Source organism: Pseudomonas izuensis, from assembly GCF_002356535.2.
Taxonomy (GTDB): Bacteria; Pseudomonadota; Gammaproteobacteria; order Pseudomonadales; family Pseudomonadaceae; genus Aquipseudomonas; species Aquipseudomonas izuensis.
Map to the genome: position 1 here is coordinate 1,896,183 of NZ_AP017423.2, position 22,668 is coordinate 1,918,850.

The window sequence follows — 22,668 nt, forward strand, 5'->3', positions numbered from 1 at the left end:
GCGGTGGTCTGAGTGTAAAGCTGGTTATCGACCCCCGCCACAAGGACGTTCCTTTTCCCTCCGAACAAGCCCCGACATGTTCAGACCTCTCTTCGTATTTATCGGCACGCGTTATACCCGTGCAAAGCGTCGCAATCATTTTGTGTCCTTCATTTCCCTGACGTCGATGATCGGGCTCGCCCTTGGCGTGGTCGTGATGATCGTGGTGCTCTCGGTCATGAATGGCTTCGATCATGAGATGCGTACCCGCGTGCTGGGCATGGTGCCCCACGCGACCATCGAGGCCGGCGAGCCGATCAGCGATTGGCAAGACCTCGCCGCGAAGGTCAAGCAGAACCCGCAGGTGACGGCCGTGGCGCCCTTCACCCAGATGCAGGGTTTGCTGACCAATAACGGCAAAGTCTCCAAAGTCCTGCTCAATGCCATCGACCCGGCGCTGGAGCGCCAGGTGTCGATCATTGATAACTTCATGCAGCAGGGCCGGCTCGATGACCTCAAGACCGGCGAGTTCGGCATCGTCATCGGCGACAAGGCGGCGGCCAAGCTTGGCGCTGCGGTCGGCGACAAGCTGACATTCGTGGCGCCGGAAGTCACCGTGACCCCGGCCGGAATGTTCCCGCGCATGAAGCGCTTCACCGTAGTCGGCATTTTCCATGTCGGCGCCGGCGAGATCGACGGCTACCTGGGCATCACCAATCTTCAGGATCTGGCGCGGCTGCATCGCTGGAAGCCGGATCAGGTCCAGGGCATTCGCCTGAAGTTTGACGATCTGTTCCAGGCGCCGCGCACGGCGTGGAGCATCGCCCGGGAACTGGGCGAAGACCGTTACTACGCCCGTGACTGGACCCGCACCCATGGCAACCTGTACCAGGCGATCCGCATGGAAAAGGCCATGATCGGCCTGCTGTTGCTGCTGATCGTCGCCGTTGCCGCGTTCAACATCATTTCCACGCTGGTAATGGTGGTGAACGACAAGAAGGGCGACATCGCGATCCTGCGTACCCTCGGCGCCACACCGGGCACGATCATGCGTACGTTCATGGTGCAGGGCACGGTCATCGGCGTGGTCGGCACGGCCATCGGCGCGGTGGTCGGGATCTTCGCCGCGCTGAATGTCAGCGCCGCGATCTCGGCGCTTGAAGGCCTGATCGGGCACAAGTTCCTCAACGCCGACGTGTATTTCATCGATTACCTGCCGTCGCAGGTGCAGGGCCAGGACGTATGGATGGTCTGCTCCGCGGCGTTGGTCCTGAGTTTCCTCGCCACCCTGTATCCAGCCTGGCGTGCCGCGCGCACCCAGCCTGCGGAGGCGCTACGTTATGAGTGAGTCGGGCATGAGTGATAAAGCAATCTTGAGCTGCCGCAACCTGGGCAAATCCTACGAGGAAGGCCCGGAATCGGTGGAGGTCCTGGCCGGTTTGCAGCTGGAGCTGCACCCGGGCGAGCGCGTGGCGATTGTCGGCAAGTCGGGATCGGGTAAAAGTACCCTGCTCAATTTGCTCGGCGGCCTCGATACACCGAGCAAGGGCAGTGTCTGGCTCGACGGGGAAGAACTCTCGGCGCTGAGCGAGAAAAAGCGCGGCCTGCTGCGTAACCGTGCCCTGGGCTTCGTGTACCAGTTCCACCACTTGTTGCCGGAGTTCACGGCGCTGGAAAACGTCTGCATGCCGCTGCTGATCGGCAAGACCGCGATCCCGGAAGCTCGCAAGCGAGCAACCGCCTTGCTGGAGCGGGTAGGGCTGGGCCATCGCCTGGAGCACAAACCGGCGGAGCTGTCCGGTGGTGAACGCCAGCGCGTGGCCATCGCCCGTGCCCTGGTGAACAATCCAGGCCTGGTGATGCTCGACGAGCCGACCGGTAACCTCGACTCCCATACCGCCGAAGGCATCCAGGATTTGATGCTGGAGCTCAGCACTTCGATGCGCACGGCATTCCTGGTGGTGACCCACGACATGAACCTGGCCCGCCAGATGGATCGCGTCCTGCACCTGCAGGAAGGCTGCCTCACTCCCATCTGATTGGCTGAAACCCGATACCTGAAAAGGTGTCGGGTCTTTTATTTTTATACGGTGCCCCAGCGAATGTTCAGACCGTTATCGATCTTTATCGGCACGCGCTATACCCGCGCCAAGCGCCGCAATCGCTTTGTTTCCTTCATCTCGATGACTTCGATGATCGGCCTCGCCCTGGGCGTGCTGGCAATGATCGTGGTGCTGTCGGTGATGAACGGATTCCAGCGCGAAATGAGCTCGCGCATCCTCGGCATGGTGCCCCACGCGACCATCGTCGGCGTCAACCCGATTGACGACTGGCAGCCGGTTGCTGCAGCCGCGATGAAAAATCCGCAAGTCACGGCAGCCGTGCCGTTCACCGAAATGGAAGGCATGCTGTCCTACAAAGGCACGATGCAGCCGATCCAGGTCAGCGGCGTCGATCCGGCACTGGAAGGCCAGGTGTCGATTGTCGCCAAACACATCGTCCAGGGGCGGCTGGATGCCTTGAAGCCGGGCGAGTTTGGCGTGGTGATCGGCGAAATCACGGCGCGCCGCTTTCGTTTGAACGTTGGCGACAAGATCACCCTGATCGTGCCGGAAGTCAGCAACGCGCCGGGCGGCATTACCCCGCGCATGCAGCGCTTGAATGTGGTCGGCGTGTTCAAGGTCGGCGCCGAACTCGATGGCACGATGGCGCTGATCCACATGGCCGATGCCGCGCAGATGCAGCACTGGGAGCCGAATCAGGTGCAGAGCGTGCGCCTGGCGGTGAAGGACTTGTATGCCGCACCACAAGTGTCGAGCGACATCGCCACGGGATTGGGCGCCGCCTACAAGGCTGACGACTGGACCCACACCCAGGGCAGCCTGTTCAGCGCCATGAAGATGGAAAAAACCATGATCGGCCTGTTGTTGCTGATGATCGTCGCCGTGGCGGCGTTCAACATCATCGCGACCCTGATTATGGTGGTGAACGACAAGGGCGCGGACATCGCGATCCTGCGCACCATCGGCGCCACGCCGCGGGAGATCATGGCGATTTTCATGGTGCAGGGCACCGTGATCGGCATCGTCGGCACGTTGATTGGTGGTGTGTTGGGCGTGATCGCCGCGTTGAACGTCAGCGAGATGGTCGGCTGGATCGAGCGGGTCAGCGGCCAGCACATCTTCAGTTCCGATGTGTACTTCGTCAGCAACCTGCCGTCCGAGCTGCAGGGCGGGGATGTGCTGTTGATCTGTTCGGCGGGGTTCATCATGAGCTTTCTGGCCACCGTCTACCCTGCCTGGCGGGCGGCGAAGATCGAGCCGGCTACCGCTCTGCGGTATTCCTAAACAGATAGACCGCTTTCGCTGGCAAGCCAGCTCCCACATGGGATTTGGGGTGATTGCAAATTCCATGTGGGAGCTGGCTTGCCAGCGAATAGGCCGACCCTGCCAGCCTCAACTCCCCTTTGGTAACTCGATCACAAACCGCGTCCATCCCTGATCCGATTCACAACGAATCTGCCCACCATGTGCCCGGATGATCGACCGGGTAATCGCCAAACCCAACCCCGCATGCTCACTGCTGCCTTCATGACGCGCCGGATCTGCCCGGTAGAACCGGTCAAACAGGCGCGGCAGCAACTCCTCGGAAATCCCGTCACCGCTGTTTTCGACCGTTAGGCGCAAGCCTTTGGGCTGATCGACGATTCGGATCAAAATCTCGCCATCGGCCGAGGTGAAGCGCAACGCGTTGTCCAGCAGGTTGGACAGCGCCCGCCGTAACATGCTGCGGTCACCTTCCATGCGTCCAAAGCCTTCGCGGCTAAGCGTGACCCGGGCGTCTTCGGCCAGCGGTGCAAAAAACTCCAGCAGCACGTCCACTTCCTCGGCCAGTTCCAGTGGTTCGCGCGAGGGCATCAACAGCCCGTGGTCGGCTTTCGCCAGATAAAGCATGTCGTTGACCAACTGCGCCATCCATTGCAGTTCTTCGAGGTTGCTGTGCAGTGCTTCGCGATAGTCCTCGATGGGGCGCGGGCGAGTGAGGGTGACTTGGGTATGGGTCAACAGATTCGACAGCGGTGTACGCAACTCGTGGGCAATGTCGGCGGAGAACGCCGACAACCGCTGAAAGGAATCGTCCAGGCGTCCGAGCATGGCGTTGAAGTGGTGGGCCATTTCCGCCAGTTCCGGCGGCATGTTTTCTTCCGGCAGGCGAGCATTGAGCGATTGCGCCGAAACACCGCTGGCCACGGCGCTCATGCGTCGCAACGGCCGCAAGCCGCTGCGGGCTGCCCAGGCTCCCAGCAGCGCGGTGGCCAGGGCCGACAAGCCTACCGTCAGCCAGATCAGGTGCTGCATGCGTTGCAGGAAATGCTGATGATGGGTGATGTCCAGCAGCAGGGTCAGTTGCGGAGAGCCGGGCTTGTCAGTAAACAGAGGAGCATTGAGTACGCGGTAATCGGCACCGTCGTTGTTGATCGTCGATAGGCCGGGTTTTTGCGGGAGTCTGTCGGGCAGGTTCGCCGAGCTGTCGTACCAACGCTGGCCATCGCTGCCGGTGATGCGCAGCGACAGATCGGCTTGTCGGCTCAACTCGTCGGCCAGTTTGACTTCGCTGTCGCGCGATTGAATGTCGTGCAACGCCCGCCGCAAGCCGATCAACTTGCCATCGAGCAGTTGCTGATCGAGTTCAATGAAGTGCGCCTCGCTGGCACGGCTGAACAGGACCCCGGCGAACAGCGACACCACCGCCGTGCACGCCGCAAACAGCAGTGCCAGGCGGCTGCTTAACGAAAGCCGCTGCATCAGGCGCAGCGCTCTTCAAGTACGTAACCCATGCCGCGCACGGTGTGGATCAGTTTGCTGGGGAATTCATCGTCGATTTTCAGGCGCAAACGGCGGATAGCGACTTCGATGACATTGGTGTCACTGTCGAAGTTCATGTCCCAAACCTGGGAGGCAATCAGCGATTTGGGCAGTATTTCGCCCTGGCGGCGCAGGAGCATTTCCAGCAGGGCGAATTCCTTGGCCGTCAGATCGATGCGCTGGCCGCTGCGCTCCACTCGGCGACGGATCAGGTCCAGGCGCAGGTCGGCCAGTTGCAGGCTGGTTTCCTGGGGCGCTGAACTGCCGCGGCGCAACAGGCTGCGTACCCGGGCCAGCAGTTCGGAAAAGGCGAAAGGCTTGACCAGGTAGTCGTCGGCACCGAGCTCCAGGCCGTGAACCCGATCCTCCACGGCGTCGCGAGCGGTGAGAAACAGTACCGGCGTGTCCAGGCCGGCGCTGCGCACCGCTTGCAGGATCTGCCAGCCATCGCGACCGGGCAGCATGACATCGAGAATCAGCAGGGCATATTCGCCGCTCAACGCCAATTGCTGGCCGGTGCTGCCTTCAGCCACCAGTTCGGTATTGAAACCGGCCTCGGTCAGGCCCTGGCGCAGGTAATGGCCAGTTTTCGGTTGGTCTTCGACAATCAGCAGTTTCATGGGCGACTCGGGTTTCTTGATGGAACGAAAGCTTTATACCGTGGGCGATGGCGGTGCAGGTCAACCTGACAAAGTTGTAATCTGGCTGTCAGGTTGTAGGCAGCGGTGGCAGTTTAGAGTTTTCCACAGGCTGAACCTTATTTTGTTGGAGTACGACGATGTTTTTGCGCAAATCCGTGATGCTGGCCGCCTGTGTGTGGGCATTGAGTCCGCTGGCATGGGCGTCAGGAACGCATAGCTATGACTTCGGTCAGCCGGCGCCAGCCGCCAAGGCAACTCGCAGTGTCGAAGTAGTGATGGGTGACATGTCGTTCACCCCCAAGACAATCGACGTCAAGGCCGGGGAAACCGTGCGCTTCGTGCTGGTGAACAAGGGCCAGTTGCTGCACGAATTCAACCTGGGCGATGCGGCGATGCATGCCAGACATCAGCAGGAAATGCTGCAGATGCAGCAAAGCGGCATGCTCACGCCTACAGGCGTGAAGGAAATGGACCACGGCGACATGGCCGGTATGGATCACAGCGCCATGGGACACGAGATGAAGAGCGGCATGAAGCACGACGACCCCAATAGCGTGCTGGTGGAACCGGGTAAGACCGCTGAGCTGACCTGGACCTTCAGCAAGGCGGCCAATCTGGAATTTGCCTGCAATATCCCCGGTCATTATCAAGCCGGCATGGTCGGCAAACTGACAGTCAGTCAGTAAGCACTCAAAGGCGGGAGCAAAGGCTGTTAGAATCCGCTGATTCTTCAGTCAGGTTTCCGCCATGCATCCCGCAGCCGAACACTCGCCGCTGGGCAAATCCAGCGAATACATCGCCACTTACACGCCGTCCCTGCTGTTCCCGATTCCGCGTACCGCGAAGTGGGCCGAGCTGGGCCTGACGGCTGAAACACTGCCCTACAAGGGTGTGGACTTCTGGAACTGCTTTGAACTGTCGTGGCTGTTGCCGTCGGGCAAACCAGTGGTGGCGATCGGCGAGTTCAGCATTCCGGCGGATTCGCCGAATATCATCGAATCGAAGTCGTTCAAGCTGTACCTCAACTCCCTGAACCAGACGCCATTCGCCGACACGGCGAGCCTTGAGGCGACACTGGTCAAGGACCTGTCAGCCGCTGCCGGCAAGCCGGTGGGCGTGCGCATTCGCAGCCTGAAGGATGTCGAAACCGAAGGCGTCGTGGCATTGCCGGGCGTGTGCATCGACGATTTGGACATCAGCGTCAGCAACTATGAGCACCCGCGCCCGGAATTGCTGCGTTGCGACGAGTCGCGCATTGTCGAGGAGAGCGTGCACAGCCATTTGCTCAAATCCAACTGCCCGGTGACCAGTCAGCCGGACTGGGGCAGCGTGGCGGTGGAGTACCGCGGCGCGGCGCTGGATCACGCCAGTTTGCTGGAGTACATCGTCAGCTTCCGCCAGCACTCGGACTTCCATGAACAGTGCGTGGAGCGGATTTTCCTCGATCTGCAACGGTTGCTGAAACCGGAAAAACTGACGGTGTATGCGCGTTATGTGCGCCGTGGCGGGCTGGATATCAATCCGTATCGCAGTACTGAAGAAGTGCAGTTGCCGAACCATCGCCTGGTCCGGCAATAAAAGTAATTCCTGTGGGAGCGAGCCTGCTCGCGAAGACGTCAGCACAATCGGCATTGATGTGACTGATACACCGCTTTCGCGAGCAGGCTCGCTCCCACGAGGGTGACATTCCAGGTCTCAGACATGAAAAAGCCCTGCCATCAAATGGCAGGGCTTTTTTGTGTCCAGTGGGTTCAGATCCCCATGTTGCCCAAGGCTTGGGCTATGTTGCGCAGGGTACCGGCAAGGGTCGGGTGTTCGAGTTCGAAGCGCTCGACAGCGAGGTTGACGCCATCGGCGAGGCTGGCGTCCTGGGTTTTGGTTTCGAGCTCAAGCTTGAGTTCGATCTGTTGCATCAGCTCGTGCAGGTTGTCGCGCTCTGATTCGGACAGCGGCGGATTCTGTTCCAATTGCTCGCGCAGGGCATTGAGCTGTTCTTGCAGTTCGCGGGCAGGCATGGCGTTCTTCCTTTTCTCGAATGGCACTGGCATAGACCGCGGCGGTACGCCAAAGATCTATGGCTTCCCTTAGATTAATCCACTCGCGGCCAACCTGCATGCCTTCGTAGGTGTGAGGCGGCGATCAGGGCTTTTCGCCTTTGAGCCGGCGCAAGTTGATATCCGCCAGGCAGGTGTCGAGTTCACCCAGGTGATCGATGACCGAATGCACGCCAAGGCCAAACAGCTGTACCGTTGCCTTGCCGCGCCGGATGTCCCGTTCCTGTTGGGACAGTGCTTGCCATTGCGTGGGCGAGAGCCCGCAAAGTGAGCCGCAGGATGCCAATCCGATCGTCCACAGTCCGGCGTTTAGCCCCGATTGCAGCAAGCGCGGTTCGCCGCTGACCAGTACGCAGCCATCCAGGCGCGAGACATTCAGCGTCATTAGCGCTTGCCAGCAGGCATTCGGTGCCGGCCAAGGGCTGATTGTTGCGGGGTGTTGCGAAGGTTTGATCCATTCCGGCAGCGCGCCGGCCAGGGAATGGCTGAGGGCAGGGGGCAGCTCATCGAGCCAGGCGCAGGGTATTTGTTGGCGCTGCAAGCTGTGCACACTGTCGAGGGCGCCCGGCGTTACTTCGGCGTATTCGGCCGAATGGTCGCCCGTCAGGCGGGTACGCGCACCGAAATCCACCAGGCAGCCACTGAGGCCGAACAACACGGCGGTCAGGTTCGGCGCGGTTTGAGGCGAGGTTTCGGCATGCGGCATGTCAACGTCCCTGAAATAGCTTAAAGGCTAGGGATCGTCGATGACAGTTGCGTGACATGGGTGTGAATCGCTCACAATCGACAGGAATCATCCGCGCGCATGCGGGTGCAATGCTGCCTAAAATGGCGTTTCCGACTTATACTAGGTGTCTTTGCGTCGAGCCAAGCGCCCGGCGATGGTATGAACCAAGGAGTTTTTCTATGCGCTGGAGCAATCATCTCGCTCAGCTTTGTGTATGTGCCAGTGCGATGCTGGTTCCGTTTGTTGCCCAGGCAGCTTCGGAAGACGACCCTTGGGAAAGCATCAACCGCCCGATCTACAAATTCAACGACGTGATCGACACTTATGCACTGAAGCCTTTGGCTCAGGGCTACCAGTACGTGACGCCGCAGTTCCTCGAAGACGGTATCCACAACATGTTCCGTAACGTCGGCGATGTGACCAACCTCGCCAACGATATCCTGCAGGTCAAGCCAGCGGCGGCCGGTGTCGATACCGCACGTTTGATCTTCAACACCACCTTCGGCCTGCTGGGCTTCTTCGACGTCGGCACCAAAATGGGCCTGCAGCGCAACGACGAAGACTTCGGCCAGACCCTGGGTTATTGGGGCGTGGGCAGCGGTCCATACGTGATGCTGCCGCTCCTGGGCCCAAGTACCCTGCGTGACGCGCCATCGAAGTACGTCGATAGTTATACCGGCCCGTACCGCTACATCAATGACATTCCGGTGCGCAATTCGGCTTTCGGTCTGAACATTGTCGATACCCGAGCGAGCTTGTTGTCCTCGGAAAAGTTGATCACTGGCGACAAGTACACGTTCATTCGTAACGCTTACCTGCAAAACCGTGAATTCAAAGTGAAGGATGGCCACGTCGAAGACGATTTCTGATCCTGGCCGGTAGAACGAAAAAGGCAGCCTTCGGGCTGCCTTTTTTCGTCTGGTACGGGGTTACTTCATCTTGAGGATTGTAAGGCCTAGTTTCTGGTCGCCATCGTGCTGCTCTTTGACCCACACCACCTCGGTGTCGGCTTCCAGTCCTTTGAGCGCAGCGTGCTCGGATTCGATACGCACGCTGAGCCGATCACCTGACTCGAACAAGCGCGGCGCCTGCAGTTGCATGCCGCTGCTGGAAAGGTCCAGGCAGACGGCTGGCACCTCATCCCCCTCATGAATCAGCGACACATCGGCATCGACCCGCATGCGGATGAAGTCGCGCTTTTCGCTGTAGTCCCGACTGGTTTGACTCATGGCCATGATCCTTCCGTTGAGTTACGGTTTTGATGGTTCTTATAACTCCTGGTGCTTTGAGGAGTGTAGACGTCAAGCGACCATCGGCGTGAGCTTGAAACGCCTCGCGGATGGGAGTACCGTCTGCGCCTTAGAAGGGCACCTCTGGTGTACCTGTGTGTAGGGCAAATGCTCGAAAACGGTGCGACAGAGAGGCTAGAAAGCGAATCCAGTAGTATGAGCCGGGCCAAAACCCGAGCCGCTACGCCAACCTAATTCTGGCGCCGTTTGCCCACATGCCAAAAACCAGTGCCACGCTGCTGATAATCGATGATGACGAAGTAGTGCGCGCGAGCCTCGCCGCCTATTTGGAAGACAGTGGTTTCAGCGTCTTGCAGGCCAGCAATGGCCAGCAGGGTCTTCAGGTATTCGAGCAAGACAAGCCCGACTTGGTCATCTGCGATCTGCGCATGCCGCAGATGGGTGGACTCGAACTCATTCGCCAGATTACCGAGCTGTCGCCGCAAACGCCGGTGATCGTGGTGTCCGGGGCCGGAGTGATGAATGACGCGGTCGAGGCGTTGCGCCTCGGCGCGGCGGATTACCTGATCAAACCTCTCGAAGATCTTGCTGTGCTCGAGCACTCTGTGCGTCGGGCCCTGGATCGCGCGCGCCTGCTGCTGGAAAACCAGCGTTACCGCGAGAAGCTGGAAAAGGCCAACCGCGAGCTCGCCGCCAGCCTGAACCTGCTCCAGGAAGACCAGAACGCCGGTCGACAGGTGCAGATGAACATGCTGCCGGTCAGCCCCTGGGCCATCGACGAGTTCAAGTTTGCTCACCAGATCATCCCGTCGCTGTACCTGTCGGGTGATTTTGTCGACTATTTCAGGGTCGACGAGCGTCGGGTTGCGTTCTACCTGGCGGACGTTTCAGGTCACGGCGCCTCTTCAGCCTTCGTCACCGTGCTGCTGAAGTTCATGACCACGCGCTTGCTGTTCGAGTCAAAGCGCAGCGGCACCTTGCCTGAATTCAAGCCTTCAGAGGTGCTTGGTCATATCAACCGGGGCCTGATCAGTTGTAAGCTGGGCAAACACGTCACAATGGTCGGTGGAGTCATCGACGAGGAGACAGGTTTGTTGACCTATAGCATCGGCGGTCATTTGCCGTTGCCCGTGTTGTACACACCCGACAGTGTTCGTTATCTGGAAGGGCGTGGCCTGCCGGTAGGCCTCTTCAATGAAGCCACCTACGAAGACCACGTGCTGGAGTTGCCCCCGACGTTCAGCCTGACGCTGATGTCTGATGGCATTCTGGACCTTTTGCCAGAACCCACACTCAAAGAAAAAGAAGCTGCATTGCCCCAACGGGTCAAGGCAGCGGGCGGCAGCCTGGATGGTCTGCGGCAGGTTTTTGGATTGGCCACGCTAGGGGAGATGCCGGATGATATCGCCCTGTTGGTGTTGAGCAGGAATCTTTAATGAGTACCGGTAGAATCCAGTTCGCCGAGCAGGACGGCACCTTCGTCCTCAAGTTCGTCGGTGAAGTTCGCCTGACCCTGTGTTCGGCGTTGGATGCGACTATTGAGAAAATCTTCACCGCGATGAATTTCAACGCGATCGTGATTGATTTGACCGAAACCCGCAGCATCGACAGCACCACCCTTGGCCTGCTGGCCAAGCTGTCGATCCTGTCGCGGCAAAAGGTCGGCCTGCTGCCGACCGTCGTCACCACCCACGAAGACATCACCCGCCTGTTGCAATCCATGGGCTTCGAGCAGGTGTTCAACATCGTTGACCAGCCTGTGGCGTGTCCAGAATGCCTGGATGACTTGCCGGATCAGGATCAGTCCGAAGAAGTGGTGCGGATCAAGGTGCTTGAAGCGCACAAGATCCTCATGGGCCTGAACGATTCCAATCGCGAAGCGTTCCATGACCTGGTGAATGCGCTGGAGCGGCATTGATTTCTTGATGTGATGTGGGCCGGACTGGCCCCTTCGCGAGCAGGCTCGCTCCCACAGGTCTTTTGTTTCTACACTAAATTGGCTGCACCCCAAGTCCCTTGTGGGAGCGAGCCTGCTCGCGAAGGCTTCCTCAGAGCTACAATACCTGTCAAAGCGAAGCCAGCCAGCTACCAATCGCACAGAAAAAAGGGCGAACCCACCAGGGTTCGCCCTTTTTGCATTTCCGGCTCAGATCACAGCTTGGCCTGCAACAGCGCCTCAAGCTTTTCCTGGTCCCGGGCAAACTGACGAATCCCTTCAGCCAGTTTCTCGGTCGCCATGGCGTCTTCGTTGGACAACCAGCGGAACTGCGCTTCGTTGAGATTCAAGCGCGCCTCACCGGCATGACCCGGCACCAGTTTGCGTTCCAGCTTGCCGGTATCCGCCGCGAGCTTGTCGATCAAGTCCGGGCTGATGGTCAAGCGGTCGCAACCGGCCAACTGCTCGATCTGGCCCAGATTACGGAAACTGGCACCCATCACCACGGTTTTGTAATCGTTGGCCTTGTAGTAGTTGTAGATGCGCGTCACGGACTGCACGCCCGGATCGTCCGCGCCGGTGTACTCGTTGCCGGTGGCTTTCTTGTACCAGTCGTAGATACGGCCCACGAACGGCGAAATCAGGAACACCCCGGCATCAGCACAGGCAGCGGCCTGGGCGAAGGAGAACAGCAGGGTCAGGTTGGTCTGGATGCCTTCCTTCTCCAGGATCTCGGCAGCACGGATGCCTTCCCAGGTGGAGGCAATCTTGATCAGCACTCGATCGCGGCCAATGCCGGCTTTTTCGTACAGCTCGATCAGACGATGCGCACGCTTCAATACGGCGTCAGTGTCGAACGACAGGCGCGCATCCACTTCCGTGGAAATGCGACCAGGGATCACCTTCAGAATTTCCTGCCCCACCGCGACGCCAAAACGGTCGCTGGCCAGACCTACATCGCCCTTGCAGTCGCTGACACAAGCATTCAGCAACTCGGCATACCCGGGAATGGCCGCTGCCTTGAGCAGCAGGGAAGGGTTGGTAGTCGCGTCCACCGGTTTAACACGAGCGATCGCTTCGAAGTCACCGGTGTCGGCAACCACGGTGGTCATTTGTTTGAGTTGTTCCAGCTTGGAAGTCATGGGCGTGCTCTGTCCTATGGGTCTGATGACATTACCCGAGCGCTGACAGCCGCTCAAGGGTGTGTACGTGTATCGGTGGCTCCGGGGGCAACTACCTGAAAACAGGTGTTTGAATGGCGAAGCGCGGTATCGAGAAATTAGATGCTACGCGTGGGGACAGGTTCAACAAATTTGACGGATGACATCCACCGTCCCCGCGTCAAATTATTCATAGACTGTGGTCCAATATGTTTGTATGTGAGGTTTTTCAAAATTACTTTGCTTGAGTTAGTTGGTCAATGCCAGAAATGCCAACGCTGGCAGGAGGCCTTTCTTTTTAAGAAAGGAATGTTATAGAAAGTCAGTCGCCTTGTGGGTGACAGGCTGCTGGAGCCTGTTATTTATGTCTGATATCGTCGTTATAATGCGTCCAGTTTATCCGTCTAATAAAGTGTAATGTGATAGTGGTAGGTATATGTTTGGTGGAAATCACTTCACAAAGTGCAGAGGTAGACGTGATTGGATGTCTTCGATGATTTAATGCTTGGTTATGCATTAAAAAAGCTAACTTGTGTGTTTGAAGAAGTTGTGATGGTTGCAGATAGCATCGCTGCGGTTGAGTCATCAGGTTTGATAGGAGACAGGCAGGGCAAAGATGCGAAGAGGCTCTCTGTTTGGCTGGGATGTCTCAAAGCCAACACCCCTTATCAAGTGACACATATATTAATCGATCAGATGCATGCCGCACGAAAGCTAAATCAGGCTTCGCGTTTAGAAGCCCAAATTGCATTGCTGGATGCGTTAGTAGAGGCGGGGGTGGCTATGCACATTGCAAGTTACTCGGTGGCGCTGGTAGAGAAACGCCTAAAGTGCTTCTACTAATAACCAGTGGACATGAAGTATTGATAAGTAGACGGGGCGTGCGTTTGCTTAGTAACTTATCAAGCAAGCTGATGCTCTGTTTGCGAAATATGTCTGATAGGCTTGTTTTTGAAAGCCTGTTAGCTACTGAGTCAGTTGCCCTGAAGGTGGAAAGTTGTTGAGTGATTCGAATAAAAAAGAGTGCTTGACTAACGATCGATCTTTATCGCGTCGACGCTTCGTTCAAATGGCCGGAATTATTACCGCAAGCCATATTTTCCTGCAAAATAAGTCTTTCGCCGGGGCACAAGAAACTATCGGTGTGAAAAGCAAGGAATCAGTGGACCTAGTCAAAAGACTTATCTCCGCCGATGGAGGAGGGAACGCCCAATGGGCAAGTAAACTTTTGGAAAATGCATTTGATTGCAAAAAAAGTTTGCTTTCCGTTCGGTATGTTGAAGTCAGGCAGTTCGAAAGGTTGATTGTCAAAAAAAAGCCAGGTGATTTGAAGAGCTGGGATTGGACTCTGGCCATCCAGGCGGCTATCGATATGGCGGAGGCAAATGGTCTTGTCTGCGTATTGCCGCCGGGCATTCTGAGAATTACCGCTCCCTTGCAGATGGGGAGCAATTCAAAACTCTATATCTCGCCTCAAACTACAGTTCTCAAGGACTTTAACAGTCTGAATACCTATTCAGGCACTGTTATGAACAAGGGAGGTGATGCCGGCGTTTATAATGTCGTCATTTTTGGTGGTGGCGTAATAAAATCAAATACTGGCCGAGTTGGAAAGCATGTCGTTTTTTTTAATAGCTCCTTCATCACAGTTCATGGACTAAAAATTCGTAATACTTACTCGGACTGGACGACAAAATTCCAGAATTGCAACCACGTCTTGATCTATGGCAATGATACCGACGTTTGCTCTGATCAGGTACTTACCGATGGGTGGCACTTTAAAGGAAAGTCAAATAAAATCGTCATTGCAAACAATCGCGTCCGGACAGGCGATGATTGTATCGCCTTCACCCAAGAGGTGTCTGTGGTTGACGAAATTGGAGATATAGAAGATGTAACAATAGTGAATAATGTGCTGGATACTGCTCAGTCGAGTTTAATAAAGCTTCATGTTCGAGCAGGCATTAATGCGGCGATACGTCGAATAAGTGTGATGGATTCGAGTGGGGAGTCGGGGCGAATCAATAAGGGTGGCTTCGCGTTTTATTTTTCAGATGATGCATTGTCCAATAATATTTCCGACATCAAAGTGTTGGGTTTAACCGGCCGTTGTGCCAGGAGTGGTGACTACTTTGGCAGGATAGTTGGTTGTAGTGATATTCATATCGAGAATCTTGTTGTGTATAACCCATTTCGTGGGCTGTTGGTTGAGAGTTCGAGTCGAGTTAGCCTGGAGCGTTTAACGATCGCTGATCTTCGTGGCGCTGGTCTGAAAATCTCCTCAGGTATAACCATCCAAAATGTAGACGGATTTTTGATTTCGAATGCTTGCATATCAGGCGCAAGTCAACACGGTATTCAGCTGGGGTCACCTGGTAAGCCTGCCACAAATGGGGTTGTATCCGGAGGAACCGTGTTCAATTCTGCGTCTACAGGGATTCGATTGACTAATGCCAATGGGGTGACAGTAGAAAATGTTACGTCTTATGGAAACCGCAACGGAATTGTTGAAGATGTCGGGTCTTACAATAATCGTGTTGTTTCCAATGATGTTAAATATAATTCGAACACCGCTATATCCGTGATTGGATTGAAGTCTGAGGCTAAGGGTAATGTGGGGTTTAATGGAAATTAGTTTCTAATAATTCCGAGAGCGCCGGTTAAAACGAAGCCTCGTGCTATTTACTCTCGTAACGGGTTTAAGACGCATCCTTTGTGGTCAGCCTAAAAGTCGCTGCTGCTTTTCTCCCGAATTCTGGCTAGTAGCTCTGCCGTTTTTTGCTGCATCAAGGCAATATCGCCACGACTTTCAACGTGGAGCAGGATTGCGGGTTCGGTCTCCAAAAGGCAAATATTGAAACGCCACTCAGTAAACGTCAGGCGCAGGCCATTGCCTTCATCTACGTCCAGTGCCGCATCAGCATAAGAATTTTTGAGGTACGCCAAGACGCCGAGTGGATTGCAGGCTGCGCACCTGATCTCCCCCGAGGAAGGGAAAAGCCCAATGCGTTCTACCAGTAAACGCGGCTGTGAAGGGGAGGAAGTAATTGAACTCTCGGATGCCCGCAACCAAACCATCAACCCGCTTTTACCTTCGGTGCGCTCTTGCCCCAAAGCCATATAGCCAAGCGCAAAAGGATCCCTTGATTTCAAGACAGAGTCGATCGGAGATCTGGATGTGTTCATAGTCGTCTGCCATATTTAATAAGTTTATGGTCGCTAAAAGTGCGGCACCCGAGAGCCTATGTAAATACTCTTACAATCCTTTCTGATACAAGTTCTCATAGCAGAAATTGGTGGCGTCGATATAACCTTCAGCACCACCGCAGTCAAAACGCTGACCTTTGAATTTATAGGCGAGCACGCAACCGCTTTGTGCCTGTTTCATCAATGCGTCGGTGATCTGGATCTCGCCACCTTTGCCAGGCTCAGTGTCTGCAATCAAATCAAAAATGTCGGCGGTTAGAATGTACCGACCGATGATGGCTAAATTGGAGGGGGCATCTTCAGGCTTAGGTTTCTCCACCATAGTGTTGACCCGATAAATACCGTCACGAATCTGCTCGCCAGCAATTACGCCGTATTTGTGTGTCTGGTCATTGGGGACTTCCTGAATCGCTACAATCGAGCAACGGAACTGCTTGTAGAGTTTGATCATTTGGGACAGTACCCCATCACCCTCCAGATTCAAGCAAAGATCATCAGCAAGAACTACCGCGAACGGCTCGTCACCAATCAATGGACGACCGGAAAGAATGGCGTGCCCAAGCCCCTTCATCTCAACCTGGCGAGTGTAGGAGAAGGTGCAGCGCTCCATCAATTCTCGGGTACTTTCCAGAAATTTCTCTTTTTCACTTCCTCGAATCTGATGCTCGAGCTCGTAGCTGATATCGAAGTGATCCTCTAGCGCTCGCTTGCCGCGACCCGTAACAATTGCCATATGCTGAAGACCCGCATCTCTTGCTTCTTCTACCGCGTACTGGATCAGAGGTTTATTGACTACGGGCAGCATTTCCTTGGGCATAGCCTTTGTCGCCGGCAAAAATCGGGTGCCATAACCGGCGGCAGGAAATAGGCATTTACGGATCATATGGGTTCCTGTTAGATATGTGATTGAAATGTTATAAATAAATAACACTTCACGTCGCTACATGAAATCGCGTTACTTATTTGAGGCGTTGAGTTTCTGCGTTCATCGGGGGAAGTGTGAATATCATAATTCAAATCAAGACGCATCAGGAAACACTGCGAATGTTAACTTACGTCTGGTTGCTGTATTGAATGTTATTTTATGTCGTGCTTCGTTGGTGGAATGTGCTAGTGCGTTGTGGCAATAAGTAGTTAGCCGATATTTAAAGGTTGATGTCGCCTGTCGTTCGCAGTTAAGATTTTAATGCATGGTTGGTGTGTAACGTATTTCTGGCGAAATACGATAGATAACGCGTCGTTTGTTTTGGGGGGTATAAATTAACACTCCTGCGTTTTTCTATTTATTAAATAACGATTGAATAACGTTTAACGTTAAGGATGCGGGGAGGTTGCAGTGGTTAAAAAAATTCTGATCGTCTGCATCGGCAATATATGCCGCAGCCCGACCGCAGAAAGCTTGATGCGAGATGCATTGGCCCAAGCAGAAATTGAGGTTGTATCAGCTGGCCTGGGCGCTCTGGTCGATAGTCCGATCGAGTCGTCTGCGCAAGCAGTCCTTGTAGAGCAAGGGCATTTGCCAATGGATCACAAAGCCGTGCAATTGACGTCCCAGGCGGTGAACAGGGCGGATCTGATTCTGGTGATGGAGAAGCGGCACATTACGAGTGTTCTCAATATTGCACCCGAAGCACGGGGTAAGGTTTTCCTGCTGGGTAAATGGCAGGACGATCGCGAAATCAGCGATCCCTATCGTCAAGGCAAGCCAGCGTTTGTACATGCTTATGCGCTGATTGAAGAAGCAGTACACGCATGGGCACAGCGTCTCGTGGGCTGATGGCCATCTTTCTAAAACAGTTACAGGGCAAAGAAATCCACTTATGCAGCAAGCGCCAATACTCAAGCTCCAGGAAGATGACAACAAAGAGATCGATCTTCTCAGTTTGGTCGGAACACTTATAGATCACAAACTGCTGATCTCCGTTGTCGCGGGTGCCTTTATGGCGGCGGGTGCCGCGTATGCAGTGTTGTCGACACCCGTGTATCGGGCAAACGCGCTCGTGCAAGTGGAAGCCAAAAAAAATGACGTTCTCGGATTTTCCGATATCAGTAGCATGCTGGGGCAGGAGTCGCCTTCTGTAACAGAGATTGAATTAATCAAGTCTCGCTCTGTATTAGGCAAGGCTATTGATAATTTGCAACTCGATATCGAGATTGAACCTCATTTTTTTCCTTTGATCGGTGAGTTTGTATCCCGTCGGTTCAACCCGGATAATCCCGGTGACGTGGCCGCTCCATGGTTCGGCATGAGTCGATTTTCTTGGGGTGGAGAAGCGTTGAGCGTTTCTCGGCTAGAGGTTCCTGGTGCGCTGGTGGGTGAAACACTGACATTGGTCGCTGGAGAGAATGGCAATTACAGTTTGTTGGACGAGGACGACAATATCCTTGCGAAAAGCAGGGTGGGTGAGCCTTTTGAAGACGGTGAGATCAAGATAAACGTAGAAAAACTGAGCGCCAACCCAGGGGCAAGGTTCAGCGTTACTCGTCAGCCACGGATGGCCACGATTATAGAATATCAAAAGGCGCTGGATGTATTTGAACGCGGCAAAGACTCCGGGATTCTTTCTCTCGCCCTCGAAGATGTAGATTCCGATAGAGCCATCCGCACACTCAATGAAATAATAAAGTTGTACGTGCGCCAGAACATAGAGCGAACGTCCGCTGAAGCCGCTGCGAGCCTGGATTTTCTGAAGGAACAATTACCTCAGGTCCGAAAGGATCTGGAGCGTGCGGAAAAATCGCTGAATCAATATCAGATTCGTAGTAAGTCTATCGATATTAGTCTCGAAACCAAGGCAATCCTGGACCAGATAGTTGCGCTGGATTCCAGTATATCTACGTTAAAATTGCAACGTGCGGAGATGGACCGGAAATTTACCGGACAACACCCGGCCTATCGTGCCCTGATGATGCAGATTTCAGAGCTGACGGCCAAGCAAAATTCGCTAGTCAAAAAGGTTGAAGGTCTGCCGGCGACTCAACAAGAACTATTCAGCCTTACGCGAGATGTTCAGGTCGGCAATGAAATTTACACCCAGCTTCTGAACAAATCCCAAGAGTTGGACGTGATGCGTGCGGGCACGGTCGGTAATGTTCATTTAATTGATGAAGCCGATGTCGATCTAAGTAAACCCGTCAAACCGCAAAAAGCTCTGATCGTGCTGGCAATGACGTTGCTAGGTGCATTCGTAGCAATTGCGATAGTTCTGGTTCGTAAAGCCTTGAATCGCGGTCTTGAAACGCCAGAAGCTATTGAGCAGCTCGGGTTGTCGGTTTATGCATCTATTCCGTATAGCCCGCTGCAAAAGTCGGAGGAGGAAAGACGTGCTCGGAGCCGTACAAATGGGGACAAAACCGTACACCTTTTGGCCCTGAATCATCCCACCGATTTGGCGGTCGAGGCCCTTCGTAGTCTTCGCACGAGCCTGCACTTTGCCACGCTTGAAGCGAAAAACAATCGTCTGATGATTTCCGGGCCCAGCCCGGCGGTGGGGAAGACCTTTGTCTCGGTTAACCTGGCGGCGGTTATTGCTCAAGCAGGGCGGCGAGTCTTATTGATCGACGTGGATATGCGTAAGGGATATGTACACAAAATGCTCGGTGTACGCGCTGAAAATGGGCTCTCCGATGTGTTATCCAAACGTTGTTCCCTGGATAAAGCGATTAATGCAACCGAAATCAACGGGTTCGACTTTATATCCAGAGGTCAAATTCCTCCAAACCCTTCAGAGCTGTTGATGAGGGCCAATTTCGCAGAGATGCTGGATGAAGTAAGCAAGAATTACGACTTGGTAATCCTGGATACGCCCCCCCTTTTAGCGGTTACAGATGCTGCCATTGTGGGGCGTCAATCAGGCACGAACCTGATTGTGGCGCGATTCGGTCTGAATCCCGCGCGGGAAATAGAATTGACGATCCGGCGCTTCTCACAAAACGGTATCGAACTTAAAGGCGCAATCTTCAATGGAGTGGAAAAGCGCGCGTCGGCTTACGGATATGGCGACTATGGTTATTATCATTACGACTACAAGTCTGATAATGCGTAAAGCATTTTTTCGATGTGTATGAGCGGAAGTAGTTTAAATTGATACATGTTGCAAATTTTCGAATCATATTCGAATGTAAATTGTAGATAGGCGTCTCATTAGTTAACAAAAATATATCGTTTTCAGGGTATTGACGGAAAATCCTGTGGCGGTAGCGTGGCCAAGGTTTGATATTTGTGCTGCATCCCTATATGCAATTAATCATTTACCTATAACTGTGTGGAAGAATCATGAAGTATTTGGTGACGGGTGCAGCAGGTTTTATCGGCAGTTCGGTGGCTCATAAGCTATGTGAGGCTGGCCATGAAGTTGTCGGCATTGATAATATAAACTCTTATTATGACCCTGGTTTGAAGCTCGCGCGCCTGGAACTACTAAGTCCGTTGGGCGGTTTTAAGTTTATTAAAGTTGATCTTTCCGAAAAAGAAGCAATTGCGCGAATTTTCAGCGAACACAAATTTGAGCGAGTTATCCATCTTGGGGCGCAGGCAGGAGTCAGATATTCTATTGATAACCCGCATGCGTATATAGATTCCAATATTAATGGTCATCTCAATATTCTTGAGGGTTGTAGGAACAATGGTATCGAACACCTTGTTTACGCCTCAAGCAGTTCCGTTTACGGAACGAGTAATAGTACGCCATACAAAACATCGTCGGCCGTAGATCACCCTATTTCGCTTTATGCAGCGACGAAACGTTCGAATGAGCTAATGGCCCATACCTACTCTCATCTATTCGACATACCCGTGACAGGTCTGCGTTTTTTCACAGTATATGGTCCTTGGGGGCGTCCGGACATGGCGCCTTTCAAGTTCACCAAGGCAGTCATGGAGGGGAAAGCAATAGAAGTATATAACAATGGAAACCTGTCGCGTGACTTCACTTATATCGATGACATCGTAGAGTCCATTCTGCGTATACAGAACGTTGTTCCGCAAAAAGATAAGTTTACAATGTCCAGTCCGGACGTAAGTACTGCCCCCTTCAAAACATATAACATCGGCAATGGCTCGCCCGTGAGCCTGACCAGGTTTATCGAAGCAATTGAATCCGCGACGGGAATAAAAGCTATTAAAAAGTTTCTTCCTATGCAGGCTGGCGATGTGTTCACCACTCATGCAGATACGCGCGAGTTGTTCAACGCAATCGATTATCAACCCAAAGTATCTATAGAAGAAGGTATTAGCCGCTTTGTCGGATGGTACATCGACTACTATGGTAAAAAGTAAATGCTTGCATTGATAAAGAGCGATATCAGGGCCGTTTATGGTGTGGTGAATATAAAGTCTCTGTTGAAGTCTTTATTGAATCCAAGTCTCCACGCCTCGATGCTTGTAAGGTTTGCAGCGTCAAAGAACAGGTTGATACATATTCTTGCCAGAAATCTTCTCATTGCCAAGCATTCGATCGATATTGGTTATGGCGTGAAAATTGAGGGTGGCTTGTATCTTCCTCACCCAGTTTCAATAGTCATTGGGTCAGGCTGCGTAGTAGGAAAGAATCTCACCATTTATCAAGGTTGTACTATTGGTAATAAGAGGGGATATCCAACTCTTCAGGATGGCGTGACGATTTTTCCGAACTCTGTAGTTGTTGGGGGGATCACGATCGGTGCAAACGCTGTGATAGGAGCAAATAGTTTTGTGGATAAAAGCCTACCATCCGAGACAAAATACCGCGGTTAGACGGTTAGTGTTTTTAGCGTGCTCCGCGTTCAACCTGATCTCTGTTTACCTGGTGATTTATCTCGCAGGAAAACTAACCGAAACCCAGCACGTTACTGAACAGGGCGTAGTACTGCTCACATTTATGCTCACAGGGATACAGGTTGGCCAAGCCGTTGGCGTTCAGGTATACATCTCCAAAACTCAAAGTCCTGTGATTGCATTGATGGCATGCCTGCTAGCGCTGATTGTGATGAGCCAGTTGCAGGTAGTGGAAATATTCAAGAATTTCATTCTTACTGGTATTGGAGCGATTTGTGGGTATTTTCTTTCGTACAGAGTGGCGTTCAATTTAACCAGTCAGAACAAATGGAAATTCCAGGCGCTCACCTCAATTCGTTATGTAGTAATTGGTTTGAGCGTAATTCTTCTTATCTTAAGTAGGGTGCTGTCCGCTACGACGCTGATTGTCACAGTTGTTGCAGTTACTATTGCTTTGACGCTTGTAAGTAGCTCCAGTGAGCGTATCAACGCCCCCTCACAAAAAAAGATGTTTTTAGGGTTGGTCACCATACTTTCCGGGATTGTGCTTTCATTGATCTATAGAAATGATATCAACATCGTGCGAGATTTGTATTCTGGAACTCAGGAATTCTCGGCCGTCCATAACATGCTTATCGCATTCAGTGTGGTGGTTGCCGGGGCGGGATTTATTGTAACGAACTATATTTATACAAAAATCAATGACCAGGAAAACACTCCTCGAATTTTCACCAAGCAAATATTCTCACTTGCTTACGGTGCATTGTTGCTGATGTTTTTCGTTGCATTGCCTGCGTTATCCCCGTACATAAAAATCGTGGCAGCTACCCTTATTGCAATTACATGTCCTGTGTTTTCCGCTTTTCTTCATCTAAAGGCGAAATCAAATATTGTATATGTGATAGGTGCGTGCTCACTCTTGGTGGTTATGTTCGTAGTCAGACAGTGGTTGGGCATGTCACCGCTTGACGCTTTTCTTTTATACAACCTAACGACACTATCGCTTTTGTATGCGGTGAGTTTGTTTTTCATGGCGGGTATCGAACAATGATGTTTGTCATGCTCACTGTTGTGTCGCTTGTAATAGTGTTTAT

General features: G+C 53.5%; 23 protein-coding genes. 15 read left to right on the plus strand and 8 right to left on the minus strand.

What is annotated here, in order from left to right:
• Positions 1-76 precede the first annotated feature (76 nt).
• The 3 genes from LAB08_RS08530 (at position 77) to LAB08_RS08540 (ending at position 3,326) form a co-directional block, all read left to right on the plus strand.
• Positions 77-1,327, plus strand: coding sequence for a lipoprotein-releasing ABC transporter permease subunit (locus LAB08_RS08530; RefSeq protein WP_096512639.1), 1,251 nt, complete (start codon positions 77-79; stop codon positions 1,325-1,327).
• A gap of 7 nt (positions 1,328-1,334) precedes the next feature.
• Positions 1,335-2,018: a lipoprotein-releasing ABC transporter ATP-binding protein LolD gene (gene lolD / locus LAB08_RS08535; RefSeq protein WP_172901624.1), complete on the plus strand. Its 684-nt coding sequence runs from the start codon at positions 1,335-1,337 to the stop codon at positions 2,016-2,018.
• A gap of 63 nt (positions 2,019-2,081) precedes the next feature.
• Positions 2,082-3,326 (plus strand): lipoprotein-releasing ABC transporter permease subunit, encoded by a 1,245-nt coding sequence (locus LAB08_RS08540; RefSeq protein WP_096512637.1) that lies wholly within the window; start codon positions 2,082-2,084, stop codon positions 3,324-3,326.
• A 108-nt stretch (positions 3,327-3,434) separates the two neighbouring features.
• Here LAB08_RS08540 and LAB08_RS08545 read toward each other — a convergent pair whose 3' ends face one another.
• Positions 3,435-4,784, minus strand: a complete 1,350-nt coding sequence (locus tag LAB08_RS08545; RefSeq protein WP_096512636.1) for a heavy metal sensor histidine kinase — start codon at positions 4,782-4,784, stop codon at positions 3,435-3,437.
• Positions 4,784-5,464, minus strand: coding sequence for a heavy metal response regulator transcription factor (locus tag LAB08_RS08550; protein ID WP_096512635.1), 681 nt, complete (start codon positions 5,462-5,464; stop codon positions 4,784-4,786). The genes LAB08_RS08545 and LAB08_RS08550 overlap by 1 nt, the downstream gene beginning before the upstream one ends.
• Before the next feature lie 158 nt (positions 5,465-5,622).
• On the opposite strand from LAB08_RS08550, the gene copI reads away from it, so the two are divergent.
• Together copI and queF are read left to right on the plus strand one after the other, a co-directional pair.
• A complete protein-coding gene (gene copI / locus LAB08_RS08555) occupies positions 5,623-6,171 on the plus strand; it encodes a copper-resistant cuproprotein CopI (RefSeq protein WP_096512634.1) in 549 nt (182 codons plus the stop codon).
• Between the two features lie 61 nt (positions 6,172-6,232).
• Positions 6,233-7,063 (plus strand): NADPH-dependent 7-cyano-7-deazaguanine reductase QueF, encoded by an 831-nt coding sequence (gene queF, locus LAB08_RS08560; RefSeq protein WP_096512633.1) that lies wholly within the window; start codon positions 6,233-6,235, stop codon positions 7,061-7,063.
• Positions 7,064-7,236: 173 nt separating this feature from the next.
• Here queF and LAB08_RS08565 read toward each other — a convergent pair whose 3' ends face one another.
• Positions 7,237-7,500, minus strand: a complete 264-nt coding sequence (locus tag LAB08_RS08565) for a DUF4404 family protein (RefSeq protein WP_096512632.1) — start codon at positions 7,498-7,500, stop codon at positions 7,237-7,239.
• Positions 7,501-7,624: 124 nt separating this feature from the next.
• Positions 7,625-8,245, minus strand: a complete 621-nt coding sequence (gene pcrP / locus LAB08_RS08570) for an HAD superfamily inactivated hydrolase PcrP (RefSeq protein ID WP_096512631.1) — start codon at positions 8,243-8,245, stop codon at positions 7,625-7,627.
• Between the two features lie 200 nt (positions 8,246-8,445).
• Here pcrP and LAB08_RS08575 point away from each other — a divergent pair, with 200 nt between their 5' ends.
• Positions 8,446-9,135 carry an MlaA family lipoprotein gene (locus LAB08_RS08575; protein ID WP_096512630.1) on the plus strand — a complete coding sequence of 230 codons (690 nt, stop codon included), beginning with the start codon at positions 8,446-8,448 and terminating at the stop codon, positions 9,133-9,135.
• A 60-nt stretch (positions 9,136-9,195) separates the two neighbouring features.
• Here the strand turns inward: LAB08_RS08575 and LAB08_RS08580 are convergent, their stop codons facing one another.
• Positions 9,196-9,495, minus strand: coding sequence for a PilZ domain-containing protein (locus LAB08_RS08580; protein ID WP_096512629.1), 300 nt, complete (start codon positions 9,493-9,495; stop codon positions 9,196-9,198).
• Between the two features lie 275 nt (positions 9,496-9,770).
• On the opposite strand from LAB08_RS08580, the gene rssB reads away from it, so the two are divergent.
• Both rssB and rssC read left to right on the plus strand, forming a co-directional pair.
• Positions 9,771-10,952: a two-component system response regulator RssB gene (rssB, locus tag LAB08_RS08585; protein ID WP_096512628.1), complete on the plus strand. Its 1,182-nt coding sequence runs from the start codon at positions 9,771-9,773 to the stop codon at positions 10,950-10,952.
• Positions 10,952-11,434: an anti-sigma factor antagonist RssC gene (rssC, locus tag LAB08_RS08590; protein WP_096512627.1), complete on the plus strand. Its 483-nt coding sequence runs from the start codon at positions 10,952-10,954 to the stop codon at positions 11,432-11,434. The genes rssB and rssC overlap by 1 nt, the downstream gene beginning before the upstream one ends.
• A gap of 233 nt (positions 11,435-11,667) precedes the next feature.
• Here the strand turns inward: rssC and tal are convergent, their stop codons facing one another.
• Positions 11,668-12,594 carry a transaldolase gene (gene tal, locus LAB08_RS08595; RefSeq protein ID WP_096512626.1) on the minus strand — a complete coding sequence of 309 codons (927 nt, stop codon included), beginning with the start codon at positions 12,592-12,594 and terminating at the stop codon, positions 11,668-11,670.
• 498 nt (positions 12,595-13,092) lie between these two features.
• Between tal and LAB08_RS08600 the strand changes: the two genes are divergently transcribed.
• On the plus strand, positions 13,093-13,455 hold the full coding sequence (locus LAB08_RS08600) for a hypothetical protein (protein ID WP_096512625.1): 363 nt from the start codon (positions 13,093-13,095) through the stop codon (positions 13,453-13,455).
• Positions 13,456-13,612: 157 nt separating this feature from the next.
• Complete coding sequence (locus LAB08_RS08605) at positions 13,613-15,247, plus strand: right-handed parallel beta-helix repeat-containing protein (protein WP_157755738.1); 1,635 nt, start codon at positions 13,613-13,615, stop codon at positions 15,245-15,247.
• 89 nt (positions 15,248-15,336) lie between these two features.
• On the opposite strand, the gene LAB08_RS08610 is transcribed toward LAB08_RS08605, so the two are convergent.
• Together LAB08_RS08610 and galU are read right to left on the minus strand one after the other, a co-directional pair.
• A complete protein-coding gene (locus LAB08_RS08610) occupies positions 15,337-15,798 on the minus strand; it encodes a phosphohexomutase domain-containing protein (RefSeq protein ID WP_157755737.1) in 462 nt (153 codons plus the stop codon).
• 70 nt (positions 15,799-15,868) lie between these two features.
• Positions 15,869-16,702 carry a UTP--glucose-1-phosphate uridylyltransferase GalU gene (gene galU / locus LAB08_RS08615; protein ID WP_096512622.1) on the minus strand — a complete coding sequence of 278 codons (834 nt, stop codon included), beginning with the start codon at positions 16,700-16,702 and terminating at the stop codon, positions 15,869-15,871.
• Between the two features lie 453 nt (positions 16,703-17,155).
• On the opposite strand from galU, the gene LAB08_RS08620 reads away from it, so the two are divergent.
• From LAB08_RS08620 to LAB08_RS08640, 5 genes are all read left to right on the plus strand, one after another.
• Complete coding sequence (locus tag LAB08_RS08620) at positions 17,156-17,596, plus strand: low molecular weight protein-tyrosine-phosphatase (RefSeq protein ID WP_096512621.1); 441 nt, start codon at positions 17,156-17,158, stop codon at positions 17,594-17,596.
• A 43-nt stretch (positions 17,597-17,639) separates the two neighbouring features.
• A complete protein-coding gene (locus tag LAB08_RS08625; protein ID WP_096512620.1) occupies positions 17,640-19,865 on the plus strand; it encodes a polysaccharide biosynthesis tyrosine autokinase in 2,226 nt (741 codons plus the stop codon).
• 230 nt (positions 19,866-20,095) lie between these two features.
• Complete coding sequence (locus tag LAB08_RS08630; protein WP_096512619.1) at positions 20,096-21,097, plus strand: NAD-dependent epimerase; 1,002 nt, start codon at positions 20,096-20,098, stop codon at positions 21,095-21,097.
• Positions 21,098-21,553 (plus strand): serine O-acetyltransferase, encoded by a 456-nt coding sequence (locus tag LAB08_RS08635; protein ID WP_096512618.1) that lies wholly within the window; start codon positions 21,098-21,100, stop codon positions 21,551-21,553.
• Positions 21,510-22,625, plus strand: a complete 1,116-nt coding sequence (locus LAB08_RS08640; protein ID WP_172901623.1) for a hypothetical protein — start codon at positions 21,510-21,512, stop codon at positions 22,623-22,625. Before LAB08_RS08635 ends, LAB08_RS08640 begins: the two co-directional genes overlap by 44 nt.
• Positions 22,626-22,668 lie beyond the last annotated feature (43 nt).

What these genes read in the sequence shown, in the direction of transcription:
- LAB08_RS08530 (WP_096512639.1), top strand. Translation starts at nt 77, where the DNA reads ATGTTCAGACCTCTCTTCGTATTTATCGGCACGCGTTATACCCGTGCA.
- lolD (WP_172901624.1), top strand. Translation starts at nt 1,335, where the DNA reads ATGAGTGATAAAGCAATCTTGAGCTGCCGCAACCTGGGCAAATCCTAC.
- LAB08_RS08540 (WP_096512637.1), top strand. Translation starts at nt 2,082, where the DNA reads ATGTTCAGACCGTTATCGATCTTTATCGGCACGCGCTATACCCGCGCC.
- LAB08_RS08545 (WP_096512636.1), bottom strand. Translation starts at nt 4,784, where the DNA reads ATGCAGCGGCTTTCGTTAAGCAGCCGCCTGGCACTGCTGTTTGCGGCG.
- LAB08_RS08550 (WP_096512635.1), bottom strand. Translation starts at nt 5,464, where the DNA reads ATGAAACTGCTGATTGTCGAAGACCAACCGAAAACTGGCCATTACCTG.
- copI (WP_096512634.1), top strand. Translation starts at nt 5,623, where the DNA reads ATGTTTTTGCGCAAATCCGTGATGCTGGCCGCCTGTGTGTGGGCATTG.
- queF (WP_096512633.1), top strand. Translation starts at nt 6,233, where the DNA reads ATGCATCCCGCAGCCGAACACTCGCCGCTGGGCAAATCCAGCGAATAC.
- LAB08_RS08565 (WP_096512632.1), bottom strand. Translation starts at nt 7,500, where the DNA reads ATGCCTGCCCGCGAACTGCAAGAACAGCTCAATGCCCTGCGCGAGCAA.
- pcrP (WP_096512631.1), bottom strand. Translation starts at nt 8,245, where the DNA reads ATGCCGCATGCCGAAACCTCGCCTCAAACCGCGCCGAACCTGACCGCC.
- LAB08_RS08575 (WP_096512630.1), top strand. Translation starts at nt 8,446, where the DNA reads ATGCGCTGGAGCAATCATCTCGCTCAGCTTTGTGTATGTGCCAGTGCG.
- LAB08_RS08580 (WP_096512629.1), bottom strand. Translation starts at nt 9,495, where the DNA reads ATGAGTCAAACCAGTCGGGACTACAGCGAAAAGCGCGACTTCATCCGC.
- rssB (WP_096512628.1), top strand. Translation starts at nt 9,771, where the DNA reads ATGCCAAAAACCAGTGCCACGCTGCTGATAATCGATGATGACGAAGTA.
- rssC (WP_096512627.1), top strand. Translation starts at nt 10,952, where the DNA reads ATGAGTACCGGTAGAATCCAGTTCGCCGAGCAGGACGGCACCTTCGTC.
- tal (WP_096512626.1), bottom strand. Translation starts at nt 12,594, where the DNA reads ATGACTTCCAAGCTGGAACAACTCAAACAAATGACCACCGTGGTTGCC.
- LAB08_RS08610 (WP_157755737.1), bottom strand. Translation starts at nt 15,798, where the DNA reads ATGAACACATCCAGATCTCCGATCGACTCTGTCTTGAAATCAAGGGAT.
- galU (WP_096512622.1), bottom strand. Translation starts at nt 16,702, where the DNA reads ATGATCCGTAAATGCCTATTTCCTGCCGCCGGTTATGGCACCCGATTT.
- LAB08_RS08625 (WP_096512620.1), top strand. Translation starts at nt 17,640, where the DNA reads ATGCAGCAAGCGCCAATACTCAAGCTCCAGGAAGATGACAACAAAGAG.
- LAB08_RS08630 (WP_096512619.1), top strand. Translation starts at nt 20,096, where the DNA reads ATGAAGTATTTGGTGACGGGTGCAGCAGGTTTTATCGGCAGTTCGGTG.
- LAB08_RS08635 (WP_096512618.1), top strand. Translation starts at nt 21,098, where the DNA reads ATGCTTGCATTGATAAAGAGCGATATCAGGGCCGTTTATGGTGTGGTG.